Raw genomic sequence first — 18860 nt, 5'->3', positions numbered from 1 at the left:
CGTCGGCCAGGCTGCGTCGTTGCCGACGGATCGCACCATCGAAGGGTTGATTCGACCATGGCCAAAACGTCCCTGGACAAGAGCAAGATCAAGATCCTGCTACTCGAGGGCGTCCACCAGAGCGCGGTGGACAATTTCCTGAATGCCGGTTACACCAACATCGAGCACCTGCCGACTTCGCTGGACGAAGCCACGCTGATCGACAAGATCCGCGACGTCCACTTCATCGGCATCCGCTCGCGCACCCAGCTCAACGAGCGCGTCTTCGCCGCCGCCGAGAAGCTGGTGGCGGTGGGCTGCTTCTGCATCGGCACCAATCAGGTCGACCTGGGAGCGGCGCTCGCCCGCGGCATCCCGGTGTTCAACGCGCCCTATTCCAATACCCGCTCGGTGGCGGAACTGGTGCTGGCCGAGGCGATCATGCTGCTGCGCGGCATTCCCGAGAAGAATGCCCGCGCCCACCAGGGCGGCTGGCTGAAGAGCGCCAAGCATTCCCATGAAGCACGCGGCAAGACGCTGGGCATCGTCGGCTACGGCAACATCGGCGCCCAGCTCTCGGTGCTCGCCGAGTCGCTCGGTTTCAACGTGCTCTACTACGACGTAGTCGCCAAGCTCGGCATGGGCAACGCCACCCAGGTGGCGAGCCTGGAGGAACTTCTGGCCCGTGCCGACGTGGTGAGCCTGCACGTCCCGGATGTGCCCTCCACACGGTGGATGATCGGCAAGGAGCAGCTGGCGCTGATGAAGCAGGGCGGCATCCTGATCAATGCTTCGCGTGGCAGCGTGGTGGTGATCGAGGAACTGGCGGCGGCGCTCGAGGCCGGTCGCTTGCTGGGCGCGGCCATCGACGTCTTCCCGGTCGAGCCCAAGGGCAACTCGGAGGAATTCGTGAGCCCTCTGCGCGGCCTGCCCAACGTCATTCTCACGCCGCACATCGGCGGCTCCACCCTGGAGGCTCAGGAGAACATCGGCATCGAAGTCTCCGAAAAGCTGATCACCTACTCCGACAACGGCACTACCGTCACTTCGGTCAACTTTCCGGAAGTGGCCCTGCCGGCCCATCCGGACAAGCACCGCCTGCTGCACATCCACGACAACGTGCCGGGCGTGCTCTCCGAGATCAACCGCGTGCTGTCGGAGAACGACATCAACATCTCCGGCCAGTATCTGCAGACCAACGAAAAGGTCGGCTATGTGGTCATCGACGTCGACAAGGCCTACGGTCCCAAGGCGCTGGACGCCCTGCGTCACGTCGAGCATACCTTGCGCGTGCGGGTGCTCTACTCGGAGACCAACTACCATGAGTGAGGTCTGGAAAGCGGGAGCCTAGAAACAGGTTTCCAGTACCTCAACGACGGCCAGCCGCTCGTCGACCCGGCACAGCCGGCGCCACTTGTCGAAGGTGAGGCAGGGGTGCGAGGCGCCGAAGGCGACGATATCGCCGACGCGCACCCCGTCGGGGTCGGGCGGCAGCGTCACGAAGGCGTGCTGGTCCATCAGCTTGGTTATCCGCCAGCCGTCCACCTCCAGCGGACGGTCGGCCCGGCCGCCTTCGCGGTAGCGGCGTAGCGGCTCGGGCAGCTGGTCATGGCCGATGTCGCGCTTGCCCAGGCCGACGATGGCCAGGCCCGGTTCGGGCAGCGACACCACTTGGGCAAACACCTCCAGTGCCGGCTCGAGCCCGCGCTCCAGATCGGGGCGGCGCTGGAGAACGCCCTGCTGAGCGCGGTGATACAGGCCGTGGTCGTGCACCAGGTAGCAGCCGGGGCGCAGCACCGGCACGAAGTGAGCGCCGAGCCGGGCCTCCTGGAAGACGGCGGCGATGAGGTCGTACCACGCCGAGCCGGAGGCGGTGATCAGCGGCTCGGCGGCTTCGATCAGGCCATCGAGGTCGAGCGCCTGAGCCGCCTCCACCAGACGCCAGGCGTAAGCTCGCACGTCTCGCGTGGGCTCGTCGCTCTGCACCACGCCCTCGTAGCCCTCCAGCCCCGCCAGTACCAGCGCCGGCTCGCCGGCCACCCGTTCGGCCAGTGCCACAACGGCGTCACGATCACGGCAGCCGCAGCGTCCACCGTCGATGCCCAGTTCGATCAGCACCGGCAGGCGCAGGCCTCGCGCGGCGAAGTAGCGGCCCAGTTGGTCGACATTGGCCGCGCTGTCCACCACGCAGTGGAACTCCGCTCCCGCTTCGATGAGCCGGGCGACGATGGCCATGTTGGCCTCGCCGACCAGCTGGTTGGCCATCAGCAGCCGCGTGACGCCATGGGCAAAAGCCGCCCGACACTGTGGCGCGGTGGCCAGAGTGATGCCCCAGGCCCCGGCAGCGAGCTGGCGGTGAAAGAGCGCCGGAGCCATGGTGGTCTTGCCATGAGGAGCGAGGCGCGCCCCGTGGTCGTCGGCGAAGCGTTGCATCCACGCCAGGTTATGGGCGAGCGGTGCCTCGTGAATCACCGCAGCGGGCAGGCTGACGTCGGCGAGCAAGTCGTTGCCGGTTTCCGGCAGCCCCTTGTCGAGGAGCGTCTTGGGAGAGTCGGGCATGGCGGGCCTCCGGCAACGGTCGTCTTTGGTCGCAAGCGTAACGAAAGGCGCGGCTGGCGCGCTAGGCTGGTGGGCGAATCCTACGCCAGCCAGGAGCCTCCATGTCCCGCTTTGACGACGAACTCCCCCTACGCCGCCATGTCGACGGCGGTGTGACCACTCTGACGATGCAGCGTCCCCGCCAGTTCAACGCCCTTTCCGAAGCGATGCTCGAGGCGCTGGGCCGCGAGCTCGAGCGACTCGCCGAGGACGACGACGTACGCTGCGTGGTGCTGGCCGCCGAGGGGCGCGCCTTCTGTGCCGGTCACGACCTCAAGCAGATGCGCGCCACCCCCGACGAGGCCTACTACCGTGACCTGTTCGCCCGCTGCGGTACCGTGATGCAACGCATCGTCACCCTGCCGGTGCCGGTGATCGCACGGGTGCAGGGGCTGGCCACGGCGGCCGGCTGCCAGTTGGTGGCAAGCTGCGACCTGGCAGTGGCCGCCCGCTCGGCGCGCTTCGCCGTCTCCGGCATCAACGTCGGGTTGTTCTGCTCCACCCCGGCGGTGGCGCTGTCGCGCACCATCGGCCGCAAGCGTGCCCTGGAGATGCTGTTCACCGGCGAGTTCATCGACGCCGATCGGGCCTTGGACTGGGGCCTGGTCAACCGCGTGGCCGACGACGACGCCCTGGACGATGCCCTCGGCGAACTCACCGCTGCCATCTGCGCCAAGAGCGCCGTGGCCCTGCATACCGGCAAGGCGCTGTTCCAGCGCCAGCTGCAGCAACCACTGGATGAGGCCTACTGCCTGGCCGGCGATACCATGGCCGCCAACATGATGGCCGAGGACGTGACGGAAGGCATCGATGCCTTCATCGAAAAGCGCACGCCGCAGTGGCGACATCGCTGAACCGGCAAGGTATGGAAGCCTTTTCCGCAACCGCGACATCACTGACACGAGCGGGTATCCTGTGGCCGTGATGGTTACTGGCACGAGGAGAGACGCGGGTGAGTGACGGCAAACGCAGAACGGCGGGACGTCCCCCAGGTCCCGGCAAGAGCAACAGCGGACACAGCCAGTCGTTGGTGCGCGGCCTGACCCTGCTCGAGCGTCTGGCGGCGACGCCCGGGGGGCTGGCGCTCTCCGAGCTGGCCGAGGCCGTCGACCTGGCGCCCTCCACCACCCATCGGTTGCTGCAGGCACTGCACGGCCAGGGTTTCGTCACCCAGGACGCCGAACTCGGCGTGTGGAAGATCGACGTCAAGACCTTCCGCATCGGCAACAGCTTTCTCGAGGCGCGCGACTTCGTGGCCACCAGCCGCCCCTTCCTGCGTCGCCTCACCGCCCAGACCGGCGAGACCGCCAACCTGGGCATCCGCGACGGCGGAACGGCGGTGTTCCTGGCCCAGAGCGAGTCGCCGCAGATGATGCGCATGATCACCCGGCTGGGCTCGCGAGCACCGCTGCATGCCTCCGGCGTGGGCAAGGCATTGATGGCCTGGCTGCCCGACGACGAGTTCGAGCGCATCCTCGACGAGCGGGGCCTGGCCCGGGTCACTGCCAACACCCTGCACAGCGCCGAAGCGCTGAGCGCCGATCTCGCCGAGATTCGCCGCCTCGGCTACGCTTGCGACCGAGAGGAGCACGCCATCGGCCTGCACTGCGTGGCGGCCTGCCTGCACGACGAGCACGCTACGCCGCTGGCGGCCATCTCGGTATCCGGCCCGGTGGCACGCATTCCCGAAGCGCGGCTCGCCGAGCTCGGCGAACTGGTTCGCGACACCGCCGCCGAGATCACCGCCCGCCTGGGCGGGCGAGTGCCGTCACCCAGCGAATCGCTGGCAGAAGCATGACGTCTCTTCGCCCCGCCCTGCTTCTGCTGGCCCTGGCGGCACCGATGGCGTTGGGCAGCGAGACCGAACGCTTTCGCTTTCCTGTCGCAGGCCTGGTAGTGGATTCCGCCGAGGAGCTGGTGTGGCAACGCTGCAGCCTGGGGCAGGCCTTCGTCGAAGGGCGCTGCGAAGGCGAGGCCGCCGATGTGACGCTAGCCGAGGCCGAGACCTACGCCGAGGCACAGTCGAGCCGCGACTGCCCATGGCGGCTGCCGCGCTTCTTCGAGATGCGCTCGCTGATGCGCGAAGACAACCGGGCCGATGTGGCCATCGATACGACGGCCTTTCCCGACACGCCTCGCGGCTGGTACTGGAACCAGGCGAGCGCCGGCGGCCACTCCCAACAGGACTGCTTCGTCGACTTCGCCGGCAACGGACGCACCCGCTGCAACATGGCCGGCGAGTTTCACGTGCGCCTGGTGATGGAACAGCAGGAAACGACTGGCGCATGTCGCGCGCCCGGCAACGATCGCTGACCCTCAACCGAGCCGCTCGAGCTGGCGTTCGAGCTTGCGCATGGCGTTGAACAAATCGCGGTATTCGCCGGCGGATAGGGTGGCGACGAGCTCGGCCTCCCAGGCCTGGGCATCGGGGATCAGCTTGGTCAGCAGCGCCTGGCCCTCCTCGGTGAGGTGCAGCTGGTGCAGGCGATGATCCCGCGGCGACGGCGTGCGGCTGATCAGTCCCCGCTCCTCCAGGGCTTGAATCGCCCGCGAGACGCGGGCCTTGTCCATGTGGGTATGGTCGCAGACTTTCTTCGCCGTCAGCTCGTCGCAGTGGCTGAGCCATGCCATCACCCGCCACTGCGCCATGCTGAGCCGATAGCGCTCGGCATACAGGCGCTCCAGTTCGCCGCCGATACGCTCGGCCAGACTGTTGAGCCGATAGGGCAGAAACTGGTCGAGATCCAGCTCGGGCTGTCCCACGGCTTCCGTCCGCTCGATGTTCATGATGGCTCACCTCGGCCCGATTCGCCGTAACCCGATGGCGAGAACGACACGGGCACCAGCCGTTCACGCCAACTGCAGACCGTCCACAGCGCCGCGATTAAGGCACATCGTTTCGCCGCCGTCCTTGATAGTGGGCAACCCCCACGGAGGATAACCTCCTGTCGCCTCATCGCCCGGGCATGGACTGGGCTGAATCCCGACGCCCTGCGCGGTTACACTAGCGGCAATTCCCGCTGCCAGCCGAGGCCCGCCATGTCCCCACACTTGCTCTCCGTCGACTCCCTCTCCCGGGACCATGTCGATCACCTGCTGCGCGTCGCAGCGCGCATGGAACCCATCGCATGCCGCCGCCAGGTGACGCGGGTGCTGGAAGGCGCCGTTCTCGGCAATCTCTTCTTCGAGGCCAGCACCCGTACCCGGGTGAGCTTCAACGCTGCCTTCTGCCGCCTGGGCGGCAGCGTCTGCGATACCACCGGCTTCACCTTCTCTTCCATGGCCAAGGGCGAATCGCTCTACGACACCAGTCGGGTAATGAGCGGCTACTGCGACGCCATCGTCATGCGCCACCCCGAACAGGGCTCGGTGGCGGAGTTCGCCGCCGCCACCCACGTGCCGGTGATCAACGGCGGCGACGGCCCCGGTGAGCATCCCAGCCAGGCACTGCTCGACCTCTACACCATCGACAAGGAGTTCACCCGGCTGGGCAAGCAACTGGCCGGTGCCCACGTTCTGATGACCGGCGATCTCAAGTACGGGCGTACCGTGCACTCGCTGATCAAGCTGCTGTCGCTCTACGCGCCCATGCGATTCACCCTGGTCGCCCCGCCGGGGCTCGAGATGCCCAGTCACCTGATCGATCTCGTGGCCACGCACGGACACCGCGTGGAGCAGCGCGACAGCCTGGCCGATGACTATTCGGACGTCGACGTGGTCTACACCACGCGCATCCAGAAGGAGCGCTTCACCGCCGAAATGAGCGAGGGCTTCAGCCTGTCACGCGACTTCACCGTCGACCGCGCCTTCATGGACGAGCGCTGCGGCCGCGATACCATCGTCATGCATCCGCTGCCCCGCGACAGCCGTCCGGATGCCAACGACCTGGACGTCGACCTCAACGGCGACCCGCGCCTGGCGATCTTCCGCCAGACCGACAACGGCATTCCGGTACGCATGGCGATCTTCGCCACCTTGCTGCAGGTGGAAGACCTGGTGGAGCAGGATTTGCGCCCGGTACGCTGGTTCGTGCCCAAACAGGTCGGGACGGACGATCCTGCCTGGTAACGAAGCAGCCGAGCCAACGCTGGGCATCGCCATGCTGATGATGCACGGAGAATATGCGAAGCTGTCTAAGCGGCCAGTGGTCGCCATGCCCTGACGACACGGTTCGAACGAGCCGACTAACGCGGATGACGAGCTCGAATAACAACGGCGTTGCCACCCAAGGCAACCGCGGAAAGGAGATGTGACGCATGACCCTGGAACGAGCGTACATATTGCTGGCGGTGTTCTACAGCGTCCTGGTAGCGATCGGCATCATTGCCCTGTTGGTGGGCGGTGGCCCGCTCTGGGGGGCGATTTCGGTGGGATTGGGTGCCCTGGTCGCCGCTGGCCTGTGGGGCCAAACCATGGGCAAGCCGGTGATGAATCCACGCATGTGGCGCCCGCTGTCGGGCATCATGGCGGCAGCCTTCCTCATTCAGCTGTTCGCCGTGTTCGCGCTGCATCCTCCCGGACCCGAACTGGCCTGGCTGCTGACCGGCGCCATCTTCTCCGTGCTGCCGGCCATCATGCTGTTCCAGTACGGCAAGCGCGACCAGGACGTGTGGGCCACGCCCGAGGAGCGCGAAGGCGGAAAGGTGCTCGAAGAGCTGCTCGCCGAGGGAAAGAATCTGTTCGTGGAAAAGCACGAAGCCGATCGCGAAGCGTCAGTGACCCTCACCAAGGCTGGCAACGAGTATCGCGCCAGCGTAGTGCGCCGCTACGGAGAACGGCAGGAGCGTTTCGAGGAGCGCTTCGCTTGCCCGTCGACGCTGGCTTTCTTCATCGAGAAGTTCACCTGCATCTCGGTCAACGACATCGCCAGCCAATACGGTGACGACGGTGCCGCAACCCCCTGAACGTTCCCCGTTCCCTCGTCCGTCCGGGCCTTGCCTCCGTCGGCGGTAAGATTACTGGCACTCAGGTCGGCTCGTGACGGGGGCTAGATCGATGCACGAGAGGCACGGAGCCGGCAGAGCGTCTGCCGGCCCCGTGCAGGCCGGCCAACGGACTGACTACACCGAAACGCCGAGATAGCGTCCTAGTGTCGCTTCGTCGGACATCGACTCACCATCGACGGTTTCGTGAACGATGCGACCCTCCGACATGAAATAGGCGCGGTCAGCCGCCAACGTCGCGGCCCTGACGTTCTGCTCGATCAGCAATACCGCCACTCCCTCGCGGCTGAGTTCCTTGAGGCTCAATGCGACATCCTCGACCACCGCAGGTGCCAACCCCTCGGTAGGCTCATCGAGTATCAGGCAGCCCGGGTTGGTGACCAGCGCCCGACCTATGGCCAACATGGAGCGCTCGCCCCCCGAGATCTGATCGCCATACGCCTTACGTCGACGTCCCAACGAGGGGAACAATTCGAAGACGCGGCTCGTCGACCAGTGTTCCCCAGTCGGTCCTTTGCGCGAGTTGAGCTGCAAATGCTCGTCGACGCTGAGCGACGGAAACAGTCGCCGCCCCTGAGGCACGTAACCCACTCCAAGACGCGCAATGCGGTACGGCGGCCAGCCGAGAACCGACTGGCCGAGCAGCTCCACCGAGCCTGTCGCCTGGGGCGGATCGAGCCCCATCAAGACTCTCGCCAGGGTGGTCTTGCCTACCCCGTTGCGGCCCATTACCGCTACGCACTCCTTGCCAACGTGCATGTCGAGGTCGTGCAGCGCCTGGCCAAGACCGTAATGGGCCTCGAGGCATTCGACGCGAATCATCGTTTCAGTCATTGGCACGCCCTAGGTAGATGTCACGCACACCCTCGTGGGCGGCGATTTCGTCAGGGCTACCCTCGGCGAACATCTCTCCTTGATGCAGCACGGAAATGCAATCGCTGAGGGCCAGCACCATCTCCATGTCGTGTTCGATCATCAGCAGGGTGACCTCCTGCGGCAAATCTTGCAGGAGGCCCTGCAGCACCTGGCGCTCGGCATGGGAAAGTCCGGCCGCGGGCTCGTCGAGCAGCAGCAGCCTCGGCTTGCGGGCCATCACCATGGCAAGCTCAAGCTGACGCAGGGTACCGTAGGAGAGGTTGGCCACCGACTCGTCGAGCACCGGCGTCAGTCCCAACTGGTCGGCAGTGGTCATCAGGTCATCGTCGAGCCTGGACTGCCAAGGCTGCCACAGCGATGGCAGGCGGCCGTCGCCCCGCGCCAGCGCCAGGTTCTCCCTGACCGTGACCGAAGGCACCAGCGTCGAGACTTGATAAGTGCGGCCCAGGCCCTCGAGGGTGCGCTGGATGACCGAATCGCCGGTGATCGCATTGCCGAAGAAGCGTATCGTCCCGCGGTCGGGCTTGAGCTCCCCGGCGATCATGTTGAACAGCGTGGTCTTCCCGGCACCGTTGACGCCGATCAGCCCACGCCGCTCACCGGGCATCACCTGTAGATGAACGTCGCTGGCCACCATCAGCGAGCCGAAGGACTTGGCAAGGCCGACGACCTCCAGCGCCGGCGCAGGATTCATCACGGAATGTCCGTCAGTCATAGTAAGGGTCCGAACAGTCGCCCGGGGGAAAGTCGCGGCTGTCGGGCTCGCCGGCCAGGTACTCTTCGGGGTCGAAGGGGCCGAACTGGCTGACGTCCGAATAGGTCTCGATGGGCACATTGACCAGCCGTCCGTCGACCTCCTGTACTTCGTTGATATAGATGTTCTGCACCGGGTTGCCGTAGTCGTCGAGATGGAAGGGGCCCCGCGGCGCATCGGGCATTTCGGACTCACGCAGCGCAGCGATCACCGCCTTGCGCTCCGCACCGTCGGCACTCTCGATGGCCTTCACCGCCATTTCGAAGGCCACGTAGCCGTGCTCTGCCGGCGCTAGCGGCATGGTGTCGTCTCCGTGCATCTCGCGAAAGGCGTCACGGAACGCCACGAAATTGTCGTTCTCGAGGCCTTCGGCATATTGCAATGCCGAGAGCCCGCCGAGGGCTGCCTCGCCCATCTCCGGCAGATCGCCTACGGCGAAGAAGTTGGACCCGCCCAGTAGCGGCATGCGTGCGTCCAGGCCAAAGTCATGGTACTGCTGGAAGAAGGCCAGACCGTCGCTGCCCGCGCCGTTGTAGAGCACGGCATCACCCTCCGGCAGAGTTGCCAGGATCGAGCTGTAGTCCGAGGTGCCGGTGGGATGCCAGATGCGCTCCACGGATTCGCCGCCGGCGCGACAGAACGTCTTCAGGAAGCCACCGGCCTGGTTGTAGGGAAAGGAGTAGTCCTGCCCGACCATGACGATTCGCTTGTGGCCTAGCTCTTCGGCCACGTACCGGCCGAAGGCAAACATCGGCTGCGCGCCGGTCCAGCCAGCCCGCACGACGTTCTCGACGCGGTTACGCATGGTGATGTCCTCAGGCGCCGAATAGGAGATCACCATTGGCATGCCAGAGCCCTGGGCCCACTCGAGCCCGGCTAGACCGGTGCCGCCCAGCACCGGGCCGATTACCAGATCGACATCGTCGCGCGACTCCATGGCCCGCAACCGGTCGACGGTGGTTTCGGCATCCCCTTGGGAGTCGTAGAACTCCACCTCGATATTCCTCTCATCCAGCCGATCCGAAAGCTGCTCCATGGCCAGCTCAACGCCCATGCGCTGCTGCTCGCCGAAGAACGAGAACACGCCGGTGGTAGGGCCGACCACCCCGATCCGAATGGTGTCGTCGGCCTGCAGCTGAGCGCCGCTGGCCAGTGTCAGGGCCGATACGCTCCCTAGCATGAGTGATTTGGCGTACTTCATGACTCGTCTCCACGGTTTGTTGTTGTCACTGAAGCCAGTGGCTTCGACTTGCGCTTGAATCGCTGCTCCAGTACATCCGCCAGCCCACGCGGCATCAGCAGGATGGAGAGCAGCAAGACCAGACCGATCACCATCATGTGACGGTCGGTGTACTGAGCTACCAGGGACTCCAGGGCGATCAGAATGGCTACGCCCAAAGCGGGACCCCACAGGCTGCGATAGCCACCCAGTACCGCCGCGGTCAGTACCCAGACGGCGTGTCCCAGGCCCAGCGGGGAGGGCGACATGATGCCCATGTCGTAGACCAGAAAGACGCCCGCTACCCCAGAGATCGTGCCGGCCAGCACGAAGGCGACGAAGCGAGCCAGATAGACGGGGTGGCCGAGGGCGCGCATGCGCTGTTCGTTCTCCTGAATGCCCAGCAGCAGCAACCCGAAAGGCGAGCGATACAGACGCCATACGGCAAGAAAGACAGCTAGCGTGGTTACGGCGACCAAGGCGTAGAACACCCGGGTGTCGTTGAGATCGAGCCCGCCGTAGGTGGGCAGGCGCACCCCGGCGATACCGTTGTAGCCGCCGGTGACATCGACCCACTGGAATGACAGCGCCCACACCATTTGCCCCAGCGCCAGCGTCAGCATCAGGAAGCTCACTTGGCGCGAGCGCACGGTCAGCAAGCCGAAGACGACGGCGCTGAGCGTGGTGAACAGCAGTGCCAGCATGACTACCAGCGGAAAGGGCAGACCGAAGCGCACGCCCAGAATGGCGATGGTGTAACCGCTGATACCGGCGAAGGTGGTCTGACACAGGGAGAACCAGCCCAGCCGACCCGCCAGCAGCGAGAAGCTCAGCGCCGCCAGGGCATAGATCATGGCTCGGTTGGCCTGGGCAACGGCATAGTCGCCCATCAGCAGCGGCCAGGCCACGAGCGCGGCGAGAACCGCGAGAATCAGCAGGCGTTCACGTTTCATGCGGCCCTCCCGTACAGCCCCTGGGGCCGGAAGACCAAGATCAGGGTCATGGGCAGGAACAGGAAGAACAGCGCGAATTGCGGCAGGTAGCCAGTGGCGAAGCTGGAAACCATACCGGTGATCAAGGCCCCTATCGCAGCGCCCTTGAGCGAGCCCATGCCACCGATGATGATCACCACCAACGAGAGCATCAGAACCCTTACGTCCAGCCCCTGGTTCAGCGACATGTAGGAGGTACCGATCACGCCGGCCACGCCGGCCAGGAAACTGGCCACGGCGAAGACGCCCCCGAACAGCCGCGATACGTTGATGCCCTGGGCCATGGCGGTTTCTCGATCGTCGACCCCGGCACGGATGGCGGCTCCGATACGGGTATAGGTCATCACCAACCACAGGGCGATGCCCAGCATCACGGCGAAGGCCATGATCAACACTCGGAAAAAGGGATACATCATGACGCCAAGGTCCACCGGCGCTCGCAGCTCTCGCGGCAATGGCAGGCTCACCGGCTTACCGCCGTAGACCACCAGCAGTGCATCGGCAATCACCAGCCCCACGGCGATGGTCAGCAGCGCCTCGGAAAGATCCAAACCGCGTACGCGCTGCAACAGGAAGCGCTCCATCAGCAGCCCTCCCACCAGAGCGATACCACCCCCGGTGAGAATGCCCAGCGCCAGGCTTCCCGTCTTGTCGATGACCTGGACTCCGACGTATCCGCCCAGCAGGTAGAAGGCACCATGGGCCAGGTTGACCACCCGCATCAGCCCGAAGGCCAGGGTCAGACCGCTGGCCATGATGAACAGCAGCGCCGCCATGGTCAGGCCGTTGAGGGTCAGAAAGTAGAAGGTATTCATTCCCATACCTCCCCGCTGATCGAGCATGGCGTTGCCATCGCCGGAGTGCCTTTGTTGTCGTTGAAGCACATGGCGGTTCAGCCTCGGCGAATGTTCTTGAAAGCCCGGGTCTGCTCCGTCAGAGCACGCTCGGTGGGCAGGCGCTCCATGCTCGAGGCACCATAGAAGCCGTGACACTGCGGACAGCGCGCCAGAACGTACTCGGCGTCATCGGGATCGGCGATGGGGCCGCCGTGGCAGAGCACGATGACGTCATCACGCACCGCGCTGGCCGCTGCCGCCCACTGGTTGATGGCTTCCACGCAGTCATCCAGGCTCATGGCAGTCTCGGCCCCAATGCTGCCCCCGGTCGTCAACCCCATGTGGCAGACGATGATGTCAGCACCAGCCTCGGTCATGGCGCGAGCATCCTCGCTGCTGAAGACGTAGGGCGTGGTGAGAAGGCCCGCCTCACGCGCCTGGCGGACCATCTCCACCTCCAGGGCGTAGCTCATGCCGGTCTCTTCCAGATTGGCGCGGAAGGTACCGTCGATCAGCCCTACGGTGGGGAAGTTCTGTACGCCGGCAAAGCCCATTGCCTTGAGCTCGGCGAGAAACGGTTCCATGAACACGAAGGGGTCGGTGCCGCAGACGCCTGCCAGAACCGGAGTCTTGCGAGTGACGGGGAGAACCTCGCGGGCCATCTCCTTGACGATCTCGTTGGCATTCCCATAGGGCATGATCCCGGCGAGCGAGCCACGCCCCGCCATGCGGTAGCGGCCCGAGTTGTAGATCACGATCAGATCGATACCGCCGGCCTCCTCGCACTTGGCCGACAGGCCGGTGCCCGCACCACCGCCCACGATGGGTTCGCCTCGCGCCACCATGGCCTGGAACTGCGCCATCAATTCTTCTCGGTTCCACGTTTTCAATTGGGCCTCCTCGGGTCATTTGCCATGACATCCCGAAAGTGCTCGACCAGGGCGGTGGCAAACTCGGGGTCATGGAACGGCTGGTCAGGCGCATCGAGCAGCGACACGCCGCCTTCCGGCATCAGAAAGCGCACCGGACCGGCGCAGCGATTGAGCTTCTCGCCGATCCAACGGCCCATGCGCGCGTTCTCCTCCGCAGTAGTGCGCATCAGCGTGACTTGGGGGTTGTGCTCGTGGAACAGGCGCTCGCGGTAGCACTCGGGCACGCTCTCCCGGCCGCCGAAGTTGACCATGTCCAGTGCTCCGCAGGAGCCCACATAGGGCACCCCGGTACGCGCTACGACGTCCAGACGCCCTTCACCGGCGCTGAATACGCCGCCCATGAATAGGTCGCAGATTTCAGTGGTGGTGATATCCAGCAAGCCGGCGACCATGCCGCTTTCCGCGAGTTTTTCCATCGACTGCCCACCGGTCCCGGTAGCGTGGAAGACAAGGCAGTCGTAGTCGTCTTCCAGGGTCCGGGATACCTGGCCGACGCAGTCGGTGGTCACACCGAACATGCTCAGCCCGATAGCGGGCTTGCCGTCATCCACCTCGGGTATGCGCCCCTGGAGCATGCCGGCCAGAGCGTTGGCAGCGTTGCCGAGAACCCGCCGCGAGATCCGGTTGATGCCAGCCACGTCGGTGACCGAGTAGATCATGGCAATGTCGCTGGGCCCGACATAAGGCGCGACATTGCCGGAGGCGACCGTCGAAACCATGACCTTGGGCACACCGATGTCCAGGTCGCGCATTGCCGGAGTGATCAGGGCCGTGCCTCCCGAGCCTCCCAACCCGATGACGCCCCCCAGGTCGTCGCGACTCGCCAGCAGTCGACGCAACGCCTCGGCCATGGCCGACACTGCTCGTCCGCGAACGTTTACGAAGACCTCTTCGGGACCATCGGGATGACTGGCGGCCACATCGACGGCGCGAATGTCGGCAGTGTCGTTGTCCTCGCCTCGCGTACTGACGTCGACGACGACGGTATCCAGGCCCGCCGCCTGTAGCAGACTTCTCACATAGCGCAGTTCGGCGGCTTTCGTGTCGCAGGTGCCAATGATGTAAGCTTTGAAGCCCATGGCGTGTCTCCCGTTCGGCCGCCCCGTCGTACGCAGCGGTCTCATTGTTCTGGCATAGCGTTGCAGTAAACGTGCCAAGTAAGAAATCACGCCAAACGGCGGGTTAAGGACCCAGGACGACCGGAAGCCTGGGTAATATTGGGAACCCGCTACCCAAGATTGCTCACAATGACTCATCGAGGTCGCCATGCCCCCTTCCTCTCGAGCCGAGCCTGGCTACCTGGTGGCCAGCCTCGAAGCGGTGCCGAACGACGCAGACGCTCCCCGCCTGCTGAGTCCCGTGACCGCTCGGCTTCCCGCGCCCTTGTCCGATCTCGCCTGCAGCCTGCCCATCGGCGATGCCAATGGCGAACTGCTGGAAGCGTTACACGGCGACATCGCTTTTCCCGAGCGGGGCTTTGCCGGTGTGCTGGCCATCGACCCCTTTCGCCTGGCGGACGACCTGCTCGAGATGCTGTCCCAGCGAGGCTGCCGGCGGGTGGCCAACTGGCCCTCCACCGCACTGCTCGGCGGAACGCTAGGGGAGTCACTGGCGCATTCTGGGCTCGGTTACGACGAGGAGATGGCCTTCCTGGCGCGCGCACGCCAGCACGGCTTTCACACCATGGCGACAATCGCCAGAGAGGAGCAGCTGTCTCCGGCACTGGCAGCGGGGCCATCGCAACTTCTCATGGCAGTCCCACCGGAGGCCGCCGAAACGCAGCCGGACAAGGCCAGGGCTGGGCTGTTGGCCCTGATGGAGAGAGTTCGGGAGGCCGGGTATTCCCCCTGGCTCTACGAACATGACGAAGTGAAAGCCCTGACGGCGTCACTCCATCCCTGGGTCGAGGCGGTGATACGCCATCCCGGCATGCTGGAGCGGCAGGGTTAGAGAAGCCCGTAGCGTCGCATCTTGTTATAAAGGGTCTTGCGCGCCAGCCCCAGTTCCGCCGCCGTGGCCTGGCGGCGGAAACGGTTGCGCCGCAGCGCATCGAGAATCCATTCTCGCTCGTTTTCGGGCAACGCCGCACTATCCGAGCCAGACTCCGCATCGGCACCGCGCACATTACGCGCGGGCATGCAGGTGTCCAGCAGCGGCAGGTCGTTCACGGTGACTACGTCTCGCTCGCACATCACCACGGCGCGCTCCAGCACGTTGCGCAACTCGCGAACGTTGCCGGGCCACGGGTGCTGCATGAGCACGCGATAGGCAGAGGCATCCATCTCGCGCACGTGTGGATTTACCTCCTTGGCGATCCGCGGCAGCAGATGACGCACCAGCAAGGGAATGTCCTCGATGCGTTCGCGCAGGGGCGGCAATCGTATCTCCACCGTATTCAGGCGGTAGAGCAAGTCCTCGCGGAAGCGGCCATCGGCGACCATGTCGCGCAGTGACCGATTGGTGGCACAGATCAGACGCGCATCGGTATGCCGTGGGCTGTTGCTGCCCAGGCGCTCGAAGGAGCCATCCTCGAGTACCCGCAGCAGCTTGGCCTGCAGGGAGAGTTCCAGGTCGCCGATCTCATCGAGCATAAGAGAGGTGCCATGGGCCTGTTCGAAGCGCCCTATGCGGGCCTTGAGGGCGCCGGTGAAGGCGCCGGCCTCGTGACCGAAGAGTTCGCTCTCGAGCAGCTCGCGAGGAATCGCCGCGCAGTTGACGGCCACCATGCGCTGATGACGGCGAGGGCTGCTGAGATGGATGGCACGCGCGACCAACTCCTTGCCGGTGCCGTTCTCGCCGGTCACCAACACCGAGATGTCGCTATTGGCCACCTTGCGGATCATCTGCACGACGTCAGTAATGACGGCGGAGCGGCCGATCAGGCCGAACTCGTGGCCATCCCCCAGCCATTCGCTCTTGAGGTTGTGCAGACGGTTCTGCAACTGAGCTACCGCCTTGTAGGCGGAAGTCGTCTCGGCTACCGCGGCTTCCAATGGAATGCGGTCGATGGTCGACCCGCCGATGTAGCCATTGGCCCCGGAGATCTCGGCAACCTTCTTGGCTTCGTCGGGGTTGGTGATGGGGCCGCCCTCGACGGTACACAGCAACCGCGGATGCCGGGCGCGCACCGCCTCGCATATGACGCGAGCATGCTCCGCCGCTTCGTCCAGGCTATAGCGACTGGGTACGCCGCTGGCACCGCCGGCGTTCCAGCCGTAGTTGATGCACAGCATATCGACGCCGGCATCCGCCATCATCGCCGCTTCCGCCAGTTCGCGCACGTAGCCGCACGTCCGCAGGCCGGCCTTCCGAGCCAGCTGCAACAGGCGCACCTCACGCGCCAGGCCGACGCCATTGGCCTCGAGACGAGCGCGCAACGCGCCGTCGAAGTGAACCACGGTGGGGAAATTGCAAATGCCTTGGAAACCCGCGTCGCTGACCTGCTGGACGAGCGTCTCCAGATCGCCATCGGGGTCGAAGACGCAGGCGCCGAAATACACCGGCAGCGCCACCCGCGTCAAAATCTCGGCACGTGAAAAGCTCATCACGGCGCGATTGTTGTCGGCCAGCGGCAACATGCAGGCGATCGACGGTCCGCCCTGCACCCGCAGCCGACCGGCGTTGAGCGCCAGCAGGAAGTCCGCCCCTCCGTGGGCGGCCGCCTTGGCCGTCATGCCGGTGCCGATGGCAGCCCCCACGAGGAAGCGACGATTGTCGAGTGTCGATGCCTGGGCCATGGCCGCATTAGAGCCCGTGTTCGGCATCATCACAAGGCCGGAAACGGCAGACCGGTCAACGCGACGGCATCCCCTCGCCGCGGGCGAACCAGCTTTCCAGGATCAGCACCGCGGCGATGCCGTCGACCCCCTGGTCGCGGTAGTTGCCGCGGTGCCCTGCCTCGCGGGCGATCGACTTGGCCTCGCGGGTCGAGCCGTGCTCGTCGACCCACTCGCAGGGAACGCCGTAGCGGCCGAACAGCCGCTTGCCGAACTTGCGCGCGCGCCGGCTCATCTCCGATTCGCTGCCATCGGCGTGCAGCGGCAACCCCACCACGAACAGCGCCGGCTGCCACTCTTCCACCAGCCGCGCGACGAGATTCCAGTCGGGAATGCCGTCGCGGGCCGGCAGCGGCTCGAGCTCGCGGGCGCGGCCCACCAGCTCGTTGCCCACCGCCACGCCGATGCGCCGCGTGCCGAAGTCGAACGCCAGCACCAGACGCTGTCCGGCTTCGCGCATCAGCTGTGCCCGGCCTCGCGGGTCATCAGGCTCAGGTCGACGCCGAGGATGCCAGCAGCGGCGGAGAGACGCTGCTCGGCCGGCACCTCGAAGAGGATCTCGGGACGCCCCTCCACGGTGAGCCAGGCGTTTTCCTTGAGTTCGTGCTCGAGCTGTCCGGCTTCCCAGCCGGCACAACCCAGACAGATCAGGAACTGCTCGGGACCGCGCCCCTGGGCCAGCGCCTGGAGCATGTCCATGGAGGTGGTGAGGGCGATCTCCTCGGAGACCTGGATGCTGGAATCCCAGGCATCGCTGTCGCCGCGATGCAGGATGAAGCCACGATCCTTGTGAGTCGGCCCGCCATAGTAGACCGGCGCATTGCGGTGCGGGCTCTCCTCTCCCCCCAGTTCGAGCTGCTCGAACAGGGCATCCAGCGTGATGTCCAACGGGCGGTTGACGATCACGCCCATGGTGCCGTTCTCGTCGTGATCGCAAAGGTAGCTGAGGGTGCCGGCGAAGTTGGGATCTTCGAGATGCGGCATCGCCAGCAGGAAGTGGTCTTTCAAGCTTTGCATGGGACTCCCGGGCGGCGGGTCAGGGGCCCTGCCGCACGCCGTAGTGATTGCCTTGGCCGAACCGCCAGACGCGGGTGATGGAAAGACTGTCCAGCGCGCCCATGTCGCCGTCGAAGGGGCGATAGGGGCCAGCGCCGTGCACGGTCTCCAGCGCTGCCCGGTCGAGTTCGGCATGTCCCGAGGATTGTACCACCTCTGTCTGGCGTAGCTCGCCATCACGACCGATCACTACGCGAATGCGCAGCTGGCCATGCAGCTCGGGCGGCGCCGGGTGAACGCGGTTGCCGTAGGCCTCGATTCGTCGAGTCCAGTCGTCGATGTAGCGCGCCTCGGCGGCTTGCTGGGCCGCTTGGCGGGAGCTCTCTCCGCTGAAACCCGCCACCTCGAGCGAGCGCCCCTGCTCACGCCGGCTGCTTGCAGCCTCGGCCATCGAGTCGCGCCCTACCGCGGAATCGGCGCTGGCCGCAGTGGGCGAAGGGCTAACTGCCCCTGGCGCATCCTGGTGCGCTTCGGCGGCACGCTCCGACGTCGTGGGAAAAACGGCGGGGTCGCTGGCATCGAGGGTAGCGAGCGCCTCCCGGGCGCGCTGGCGCGACGCGGTTGGCTGGGTGGGCGGAAGCGCGGCCTCGCGGCGGGGTTGCCGGGTCTGGGTCAGCGCCCGCGCTTCAGCGGGATCCGAGGTATCCGGCTGGCCGGCGGCACGTTGATTCTGCTCGGCAATGGCGGCTGCTTCCACCGGCGCCGACGAAGCCCGTGTCACCAGCACCACGTCCAGGCTGGTGGCGGGCGGCGATGAAGCGCCGAAGGGCAGGCCCGCCACGCTACCCAGCAACGCCAGGTGCAGCAGCACGGCGATCGACAATGCCAGCCAGCGCCGGTAGGGCCGCGTGACCGGCGCGTAGTGGATGGGGTCGCTGAGTGCCGCCGGCATGTCGAGC

General features: G+C 65.7%; 20 protein-coding genes. 7 read left to right on the top strand and 13 right to left on the bottom strand.

Features of this window, described 5'->3' with window-relative positions; all coding sequences use genetic code 11:
• The first annotated feature begins 57 nt into the window (after positions 1–57).
• On the top strand, positions 58–1308 hold the full coding sequence (serA, locus tag BLP96_RS02795; protein ID WP_089682871.1) for a phosphoglycerate dehydrogenase: 1251 nt from the start codon (positions 58–60) through the stop codon (positions 1306–1308).
• Positions 1309–1326: 18 nt separating this feature from the next.
• Here serA and BLP96_RS02790 read toward each other — a convergent pair whose 3' ends face one another.
• The gene (locus BLP96_RS02790) at positions 1327–2538 is read right to left on the bottom strand and encodes an amino acid deaminase (RefSeq protein ID WP_089682870.1); all 1212 of its coding nucleotides are present in this window, start codon (positions 2536–2538) and stop codon (positions 1327–1329) included.
• Positions 2539–2639: 101 nt separating this feature from the next.
• On the opposite strand from BLP96_RS02790, the gene BLP96_RS02785 reads away from it, so the two are divergent.
• The 3 genes from BLP96_RS02785 (at position 2640) to BLP96_RS02775 (ending at position 4890) form a co-directional block, all read left to right on the top strand.
• Entirely contained in the window at positions 2640–3431 is a 792-nt protein-coding gene (locus tag BLP96_RS02785) for an enoyl-CoA hydratase (protein WP_089682868.1), read from the top strand.
• Between the two features lie 98 nt (positions 3432–3529).
• A complete protein-coding gene (locus tag BLP96_RS02780) occupies positions 3530–4375 on the top strand; it encodes an IclR family transcriptional regulator (protein WP_089682866.1) in 846 nt (281 codons plus the stop codon).
• Entirely contained in the window at positions 4372–4890 is a 519-nt protein-coding gene (locus BLP96_RS02775) for an Lcl C-terminal domain-containing protein (RefSeq protein WP_089682864.1), read from the top strand. Before BLP96_RS02780 ends, BLP96_RS02775 begins: the two co-directional genes overlap by 4 nt.
• Before the next feature lie 3 nt (positions 4891–4893).
• Here BLP96_RS02775 and BLP96_RS02770 read toward each other — a convergent pair whose 3' ends face one another.
• Entirely contained in the window at positions 4894–5364 is a 471-nt protein-coding gene (locus BLP96_RS02770; protein ID WP_089682862.1) for a MarR family winged helix-turn-helix transcriptional regulator, read from the bottom strand.
• Between the two features lie 252 nt (positions 5365–5616).
• On the opposite strand from BLP96_RS02770, the gene BLP96_RS02765 reads away from it, so the two are divergent.
• Both BLP96_RS02765 and BLP96_RS02760 read left to right on the top strand, forming a co-directional pair.
• Positions 5617–6645: an aspartate carbamoyltransferase gene (locus BLP96_RS02765; RefSeq protein WP_089682860.1), complete on the top strand. Its 1029-nt coding sequence runs from the start codon at positions 5617–5619 to the stop codon at positions 6643–6645.
• A 188-nt stretch (positions 6646–6833) separates the two neighbouring features.
• Positions 6834–7481, top strand: coding sequence for a hypothetical protein (locus tag BLP96_RS02760; protein WP_089682857.1), 648 nt, complete (start codon positions 6834–6836; stop codon positions 7479–7481).
• A 156-nt stretch (positions 7482–7637) separates the two neighbouring features.
• On the opposite strand, the gene BLP96_RS02755 is transcribed toward BLP96_RS02760, so the two are convergent.
• The 7 genes from BLP96_RS02755 to BLP96_RS02725 all read right to left on the bottom strand — a co-directional run bounded on the left by BLP96_RS02755 (position 7638) and on the right by BLP96_RS02725 (position 14208).
• Positions 7638–8354 carry an ABC transporter ATP-binding protein gene (locus BLP96_RS02755; RefSeq protein WP_089682855.1) on the bottom strand — a complete coding sequence of 239 codons (717 nt, stop codon included), beginning with the start codon at positions 8352–8354 and terminating at the stop codon, positions 7638–7640.
• Positions 8347–9090 (bottom strand): ABC transporter ATP-binding protein, encoded by a 744-nt coding sequence (locus BLP96_RS02750; protein ID WP_089682852.1) that lies wholly within the window; start codon positions 9088–9090, stop codon positions 8347–8349. The genes BLP96_RS02755 and BLP96_RS02750 overlap by 8 nt, the downstream gene beginning before the upstream one ends.
• Before the next feature lie 13 nt (positions 9091–9103).
• Positions 9104–10351, bottom strand: coding sequence for an ABC transporter substrate-binding protein (locus tag BLP96_RS02745; protein WP_089682850.1), 1248 nt, complete (start codon positions 10349–10351; stop codon positions 9104–9106).
• Complete coding sequence (locus BLP96_RS02740) at positions 10348–11322, bottom strand: branched-chain amino acid ABC transporter permease (protein WP_089682848.1); 975 nt, start codon at positions 11320–11322, stop codon at positions 10348–10350. Before BLP96_RS02740 ends, BLP96_RS02745 begins: the two co-directional genes overlap by 4 nt.
• Positions 11319–12176 carry a branched-chain amino acid ABC transporter permease gene (locus tag BLP96_RS02735; protein ID WP_089682846.1) on the bottom strand — a complete coding sequence of 286 codons (858 nt, stop codon included), beginning with the start codon at positions 12174–12176 and terminating at the stop codon, positions 11319–11321. Before BLP96_RS02735 ends, BLP96_RS02740 begins: the two co-directional genes overlap by 4 nt.
• A 77-nt stretch (positions 12177–12253) precedes the next feature.
• Positions 12254–13087 (bottom strand): phosphoenolpyruvate hydrolase family protein, encoded by an 834-nt coding sequence (locus tag BLP96_RS02730; RefSeq protein WP_218118569.1) that lies wholly within the window; start codon positions 13085–13087, stop codon positions 12254–12256.
• Positions 13084–14208: a Tm-1-like ATP-binding domain-containing protein gene (locus BLP96_RS02725; RefSeq protein WP_089682842.1), complete on the bottom strand. Its 1125-nt coding sequence runs from the start codon at positions 14206–14208 to the stop codon at positions 13084–13086. Before BLP96_RS02725 ends, BLP96_RS02730 begins: the two co-directional genes overlap by 4 nt.
• 187 nt (positions 14209–14395) lie before the next feature.
• On the opposite strand from BLP96_RS02725, the gene BLP96_RS02720 reads away from it, so the two are divergent.
• A complete protein-coding gene (locus BLP96_RS02720) occupies positions 14396–15079 on the top strand; it encodes a phosphoenolpyruvate hydrolase family protein (RefSeq protein ID WP_089682840.1) in 684 nt (227 codons plus the stop codon).
• On the opposite strand, the gene BLP96_RS02715 is transcribed toward BLP96_RS02720, so the two are convergent.
• From BLP96_RS02715 to BLP96_RS02700, 4 genes are read right to left on the bottom strand one after another with little or no spacing between them, the layout of a single operon-like run.
• Positions 15076–16866 (bottom strand): phosphoenolpyruvate hydrolase family protein, encoded by a 1791-nt coding sequence (locus BLP96_RS02715; protein ID WP_176761435.1) that lies wholly within the window; start codon positions 16864–16866, stop codon positions 15076–15078. The genes BLP96_RS02720 and BLP96_RS02715 overlap by 4 nt on opposite strands.
• A gap of 55 nt (positions 16867–16921) precedes the next feature.
• Positions 16922–17365: a Holliday junction resolvase RuvX gene (gene ruvX / locus BLP96_RS02710; RefSeq protein WP_089682836.1), complete on the bottom strand. Its 444-nt coding sequence runs from the start codon at positions 17363–17365 to the stop codon at positions 16922–16924.
• Entirely contained in the window at positions 17365–17922 is a 558-nt protein-coding gene (locus tag BLP96_RS02705) for a YqgE/AlgH family protein (protein ID WP_089682834.1), read from the bottom strand. Before BLP96_RS02705 ends, ruvX begins: the two co-directional genes overlap by 1 nt.
• Before the next feature lie 19 nt (positions 17923–17941).
• A complete protein-coding gene (locus BLP96_RS02700) occupies positions 17942–18853 on the bottom strand; it encodes an energy transducer TonB (protein ID WP_089682832.1) in 912 nt (303 codons plus the stop codon).
• Positions 18854–18860: the final 7 nt, after the last annotated feature.

The sequence above is a fragment of the Billgrantia gudaonensis genome, assembly GCF_900100195.1.
In the GTDB taxonomy this organism is placed as follows: Bacteria; Pseudomonadota; Gammaproteobacteria; order Pseudomonadales; family Halomonadaceae; genus Halomonas; species Halomonas gudaonensis.
Note: the sequence above shows the minus strand (reverse complement) of the source record. Positions and strands in the feature narration are given on the sequence as shown.

What these genes read in the sequence shown, in the direction of transcription:
- serA (WP_089682871.1), top strand. Translation starts at nt 58, where the DNA reads ATGGCCAAAACGTCCCTGGACAAGAGCAAGATCAAGATCCTGCTACTC.
- BLP96_RS02790 (WP_089682870.1), bottom strand. Translation starts at nt 2,538, where the DNA reads ATGCCCGACTCTCCCAAGACGCTCCTCGACAAGGGGCTGCCGGAAACC.
- BLP96_RS02785 (WP_089682868.1), top strand. Translation starts at nt 2,640, where the DNA reads ATGTCCCGCTTTGACGACGAACTCCCCCTACGCCGCCATGTCGACGGC.
- BLP96_RS02775 (WP_089682864.1), top strand. Translation starts at nt 4,372, where the DNA reads ATGACGTCTCTTCGCCCCGCCCTGCTTCTGCTGGCCCTGGCGGCACCG.
- BLP96_RS02770 (WP_089682862.1), bottom strand. Translation starts at nt 5,364, where the DNA reads ATGAACATCGAGCGGACGGAAGCCGTGGGACAGCCCGAGCTGGATCTC.
- BLP96_RS02765 (WP_089682860.1), top strand. Translation starts at nt 5,617, where the DNA reads ATGTCCCCACACTTGCTCTCCGTCGACTCCCTCTCCCGGGACCATGTC.
- BLP96_RS02760 (WP_089682857.1), top strand. Translation starts at nt 6,834, where the DNA reads ATGACCCTGGAACGAGCGTACATATTGCTGGCGGTGTTCTACAGCGTC.
- BLP96_RS02755 (WP_089682855.1), bottom strand. Translation starts at nt 8,354, where the DNA reads ATGACTGAAACGATGATTCGCGTCGAATGCCTCGAGGCCCATTACGGT.
- BLP96_RS02750 (WP_089682852.1), bottom strand. Translation starts at nt 9,090, where the DNA reads ATGAATCCTGCGCCGGCGCTGGAGGTCGTCGGCCTTGCCAAGTCCTTC.
- BLP96_RS02745 (WP_089682850.1), bottom strand. Translation starts at nt 10,351, where the DNA reads ATGAAGTACGCCAAATCACTCATGCTAGGGAGCGTATCGGCCCTGACA.
- BLP96_RS02740 (WP_089682848.1), bottom strand. Translation starts at nt 11,322, where the DNA reads ATGAAACGTGAACGCCTGCTGATTCTCGCGGTTCTCGCCGCGCTCGTG.
- BLP96_RS02735 (WP_089682846.1), bottom strand. Translation starts at nt 12,176, where the DNA reads ATGAATACCTTCTACTTTCTGACCCTCAACGGCCTGACCATGGCGGCG.
- BLP96_RS02725 (WP_089682842.1), bottom strand. Translation starts at nt 14,208, where the DNA reads ATGGGCTTCAAAGCTTACATCATTGGCACCTGCGACACGAAAGCCGCC.
- BLP96_RS02720 (WP_089682840.1), top strand. Translation starts at nt 14,396, where the DNA reads ATGCCCCCTTCCTCTCGAGCCGAGCCTGGCTACCTGGTGGCCAGCCTC.
- BLP96_RS02715 (WP_176761435.1), bottom strand. Translation starts at nt 16,866, where the DNA reads ATGGCCCAGGCATCGACACTCGACAATCGTCGCTTCCTCGTGGGGGCT.
- ruvX (WP_089682836.1), bottom strand. Translation starts at nt 17,365, where the DNA reads ATGCGCGAAGCCGGACAGCGTCTGGTGCTGGCGTTCGACTTCGGCACG.
- BLP96_RS02705 (WP_089682834.1), bottom strand. Translation starts at nt 17,922, where the DNA reads ATGCAAAGCTTGAAAGACCACTTCCTGCTGGCGATGCCGCATCTCGAA.
- BLP96_RS02700 (WP_089682832.1), bottom strand. Translation starts at nt 18,853, where the DNA reads ATGCCGGCGGCACTCAGCGACCCCATCCACTACGCGCCGGTCACGCGG.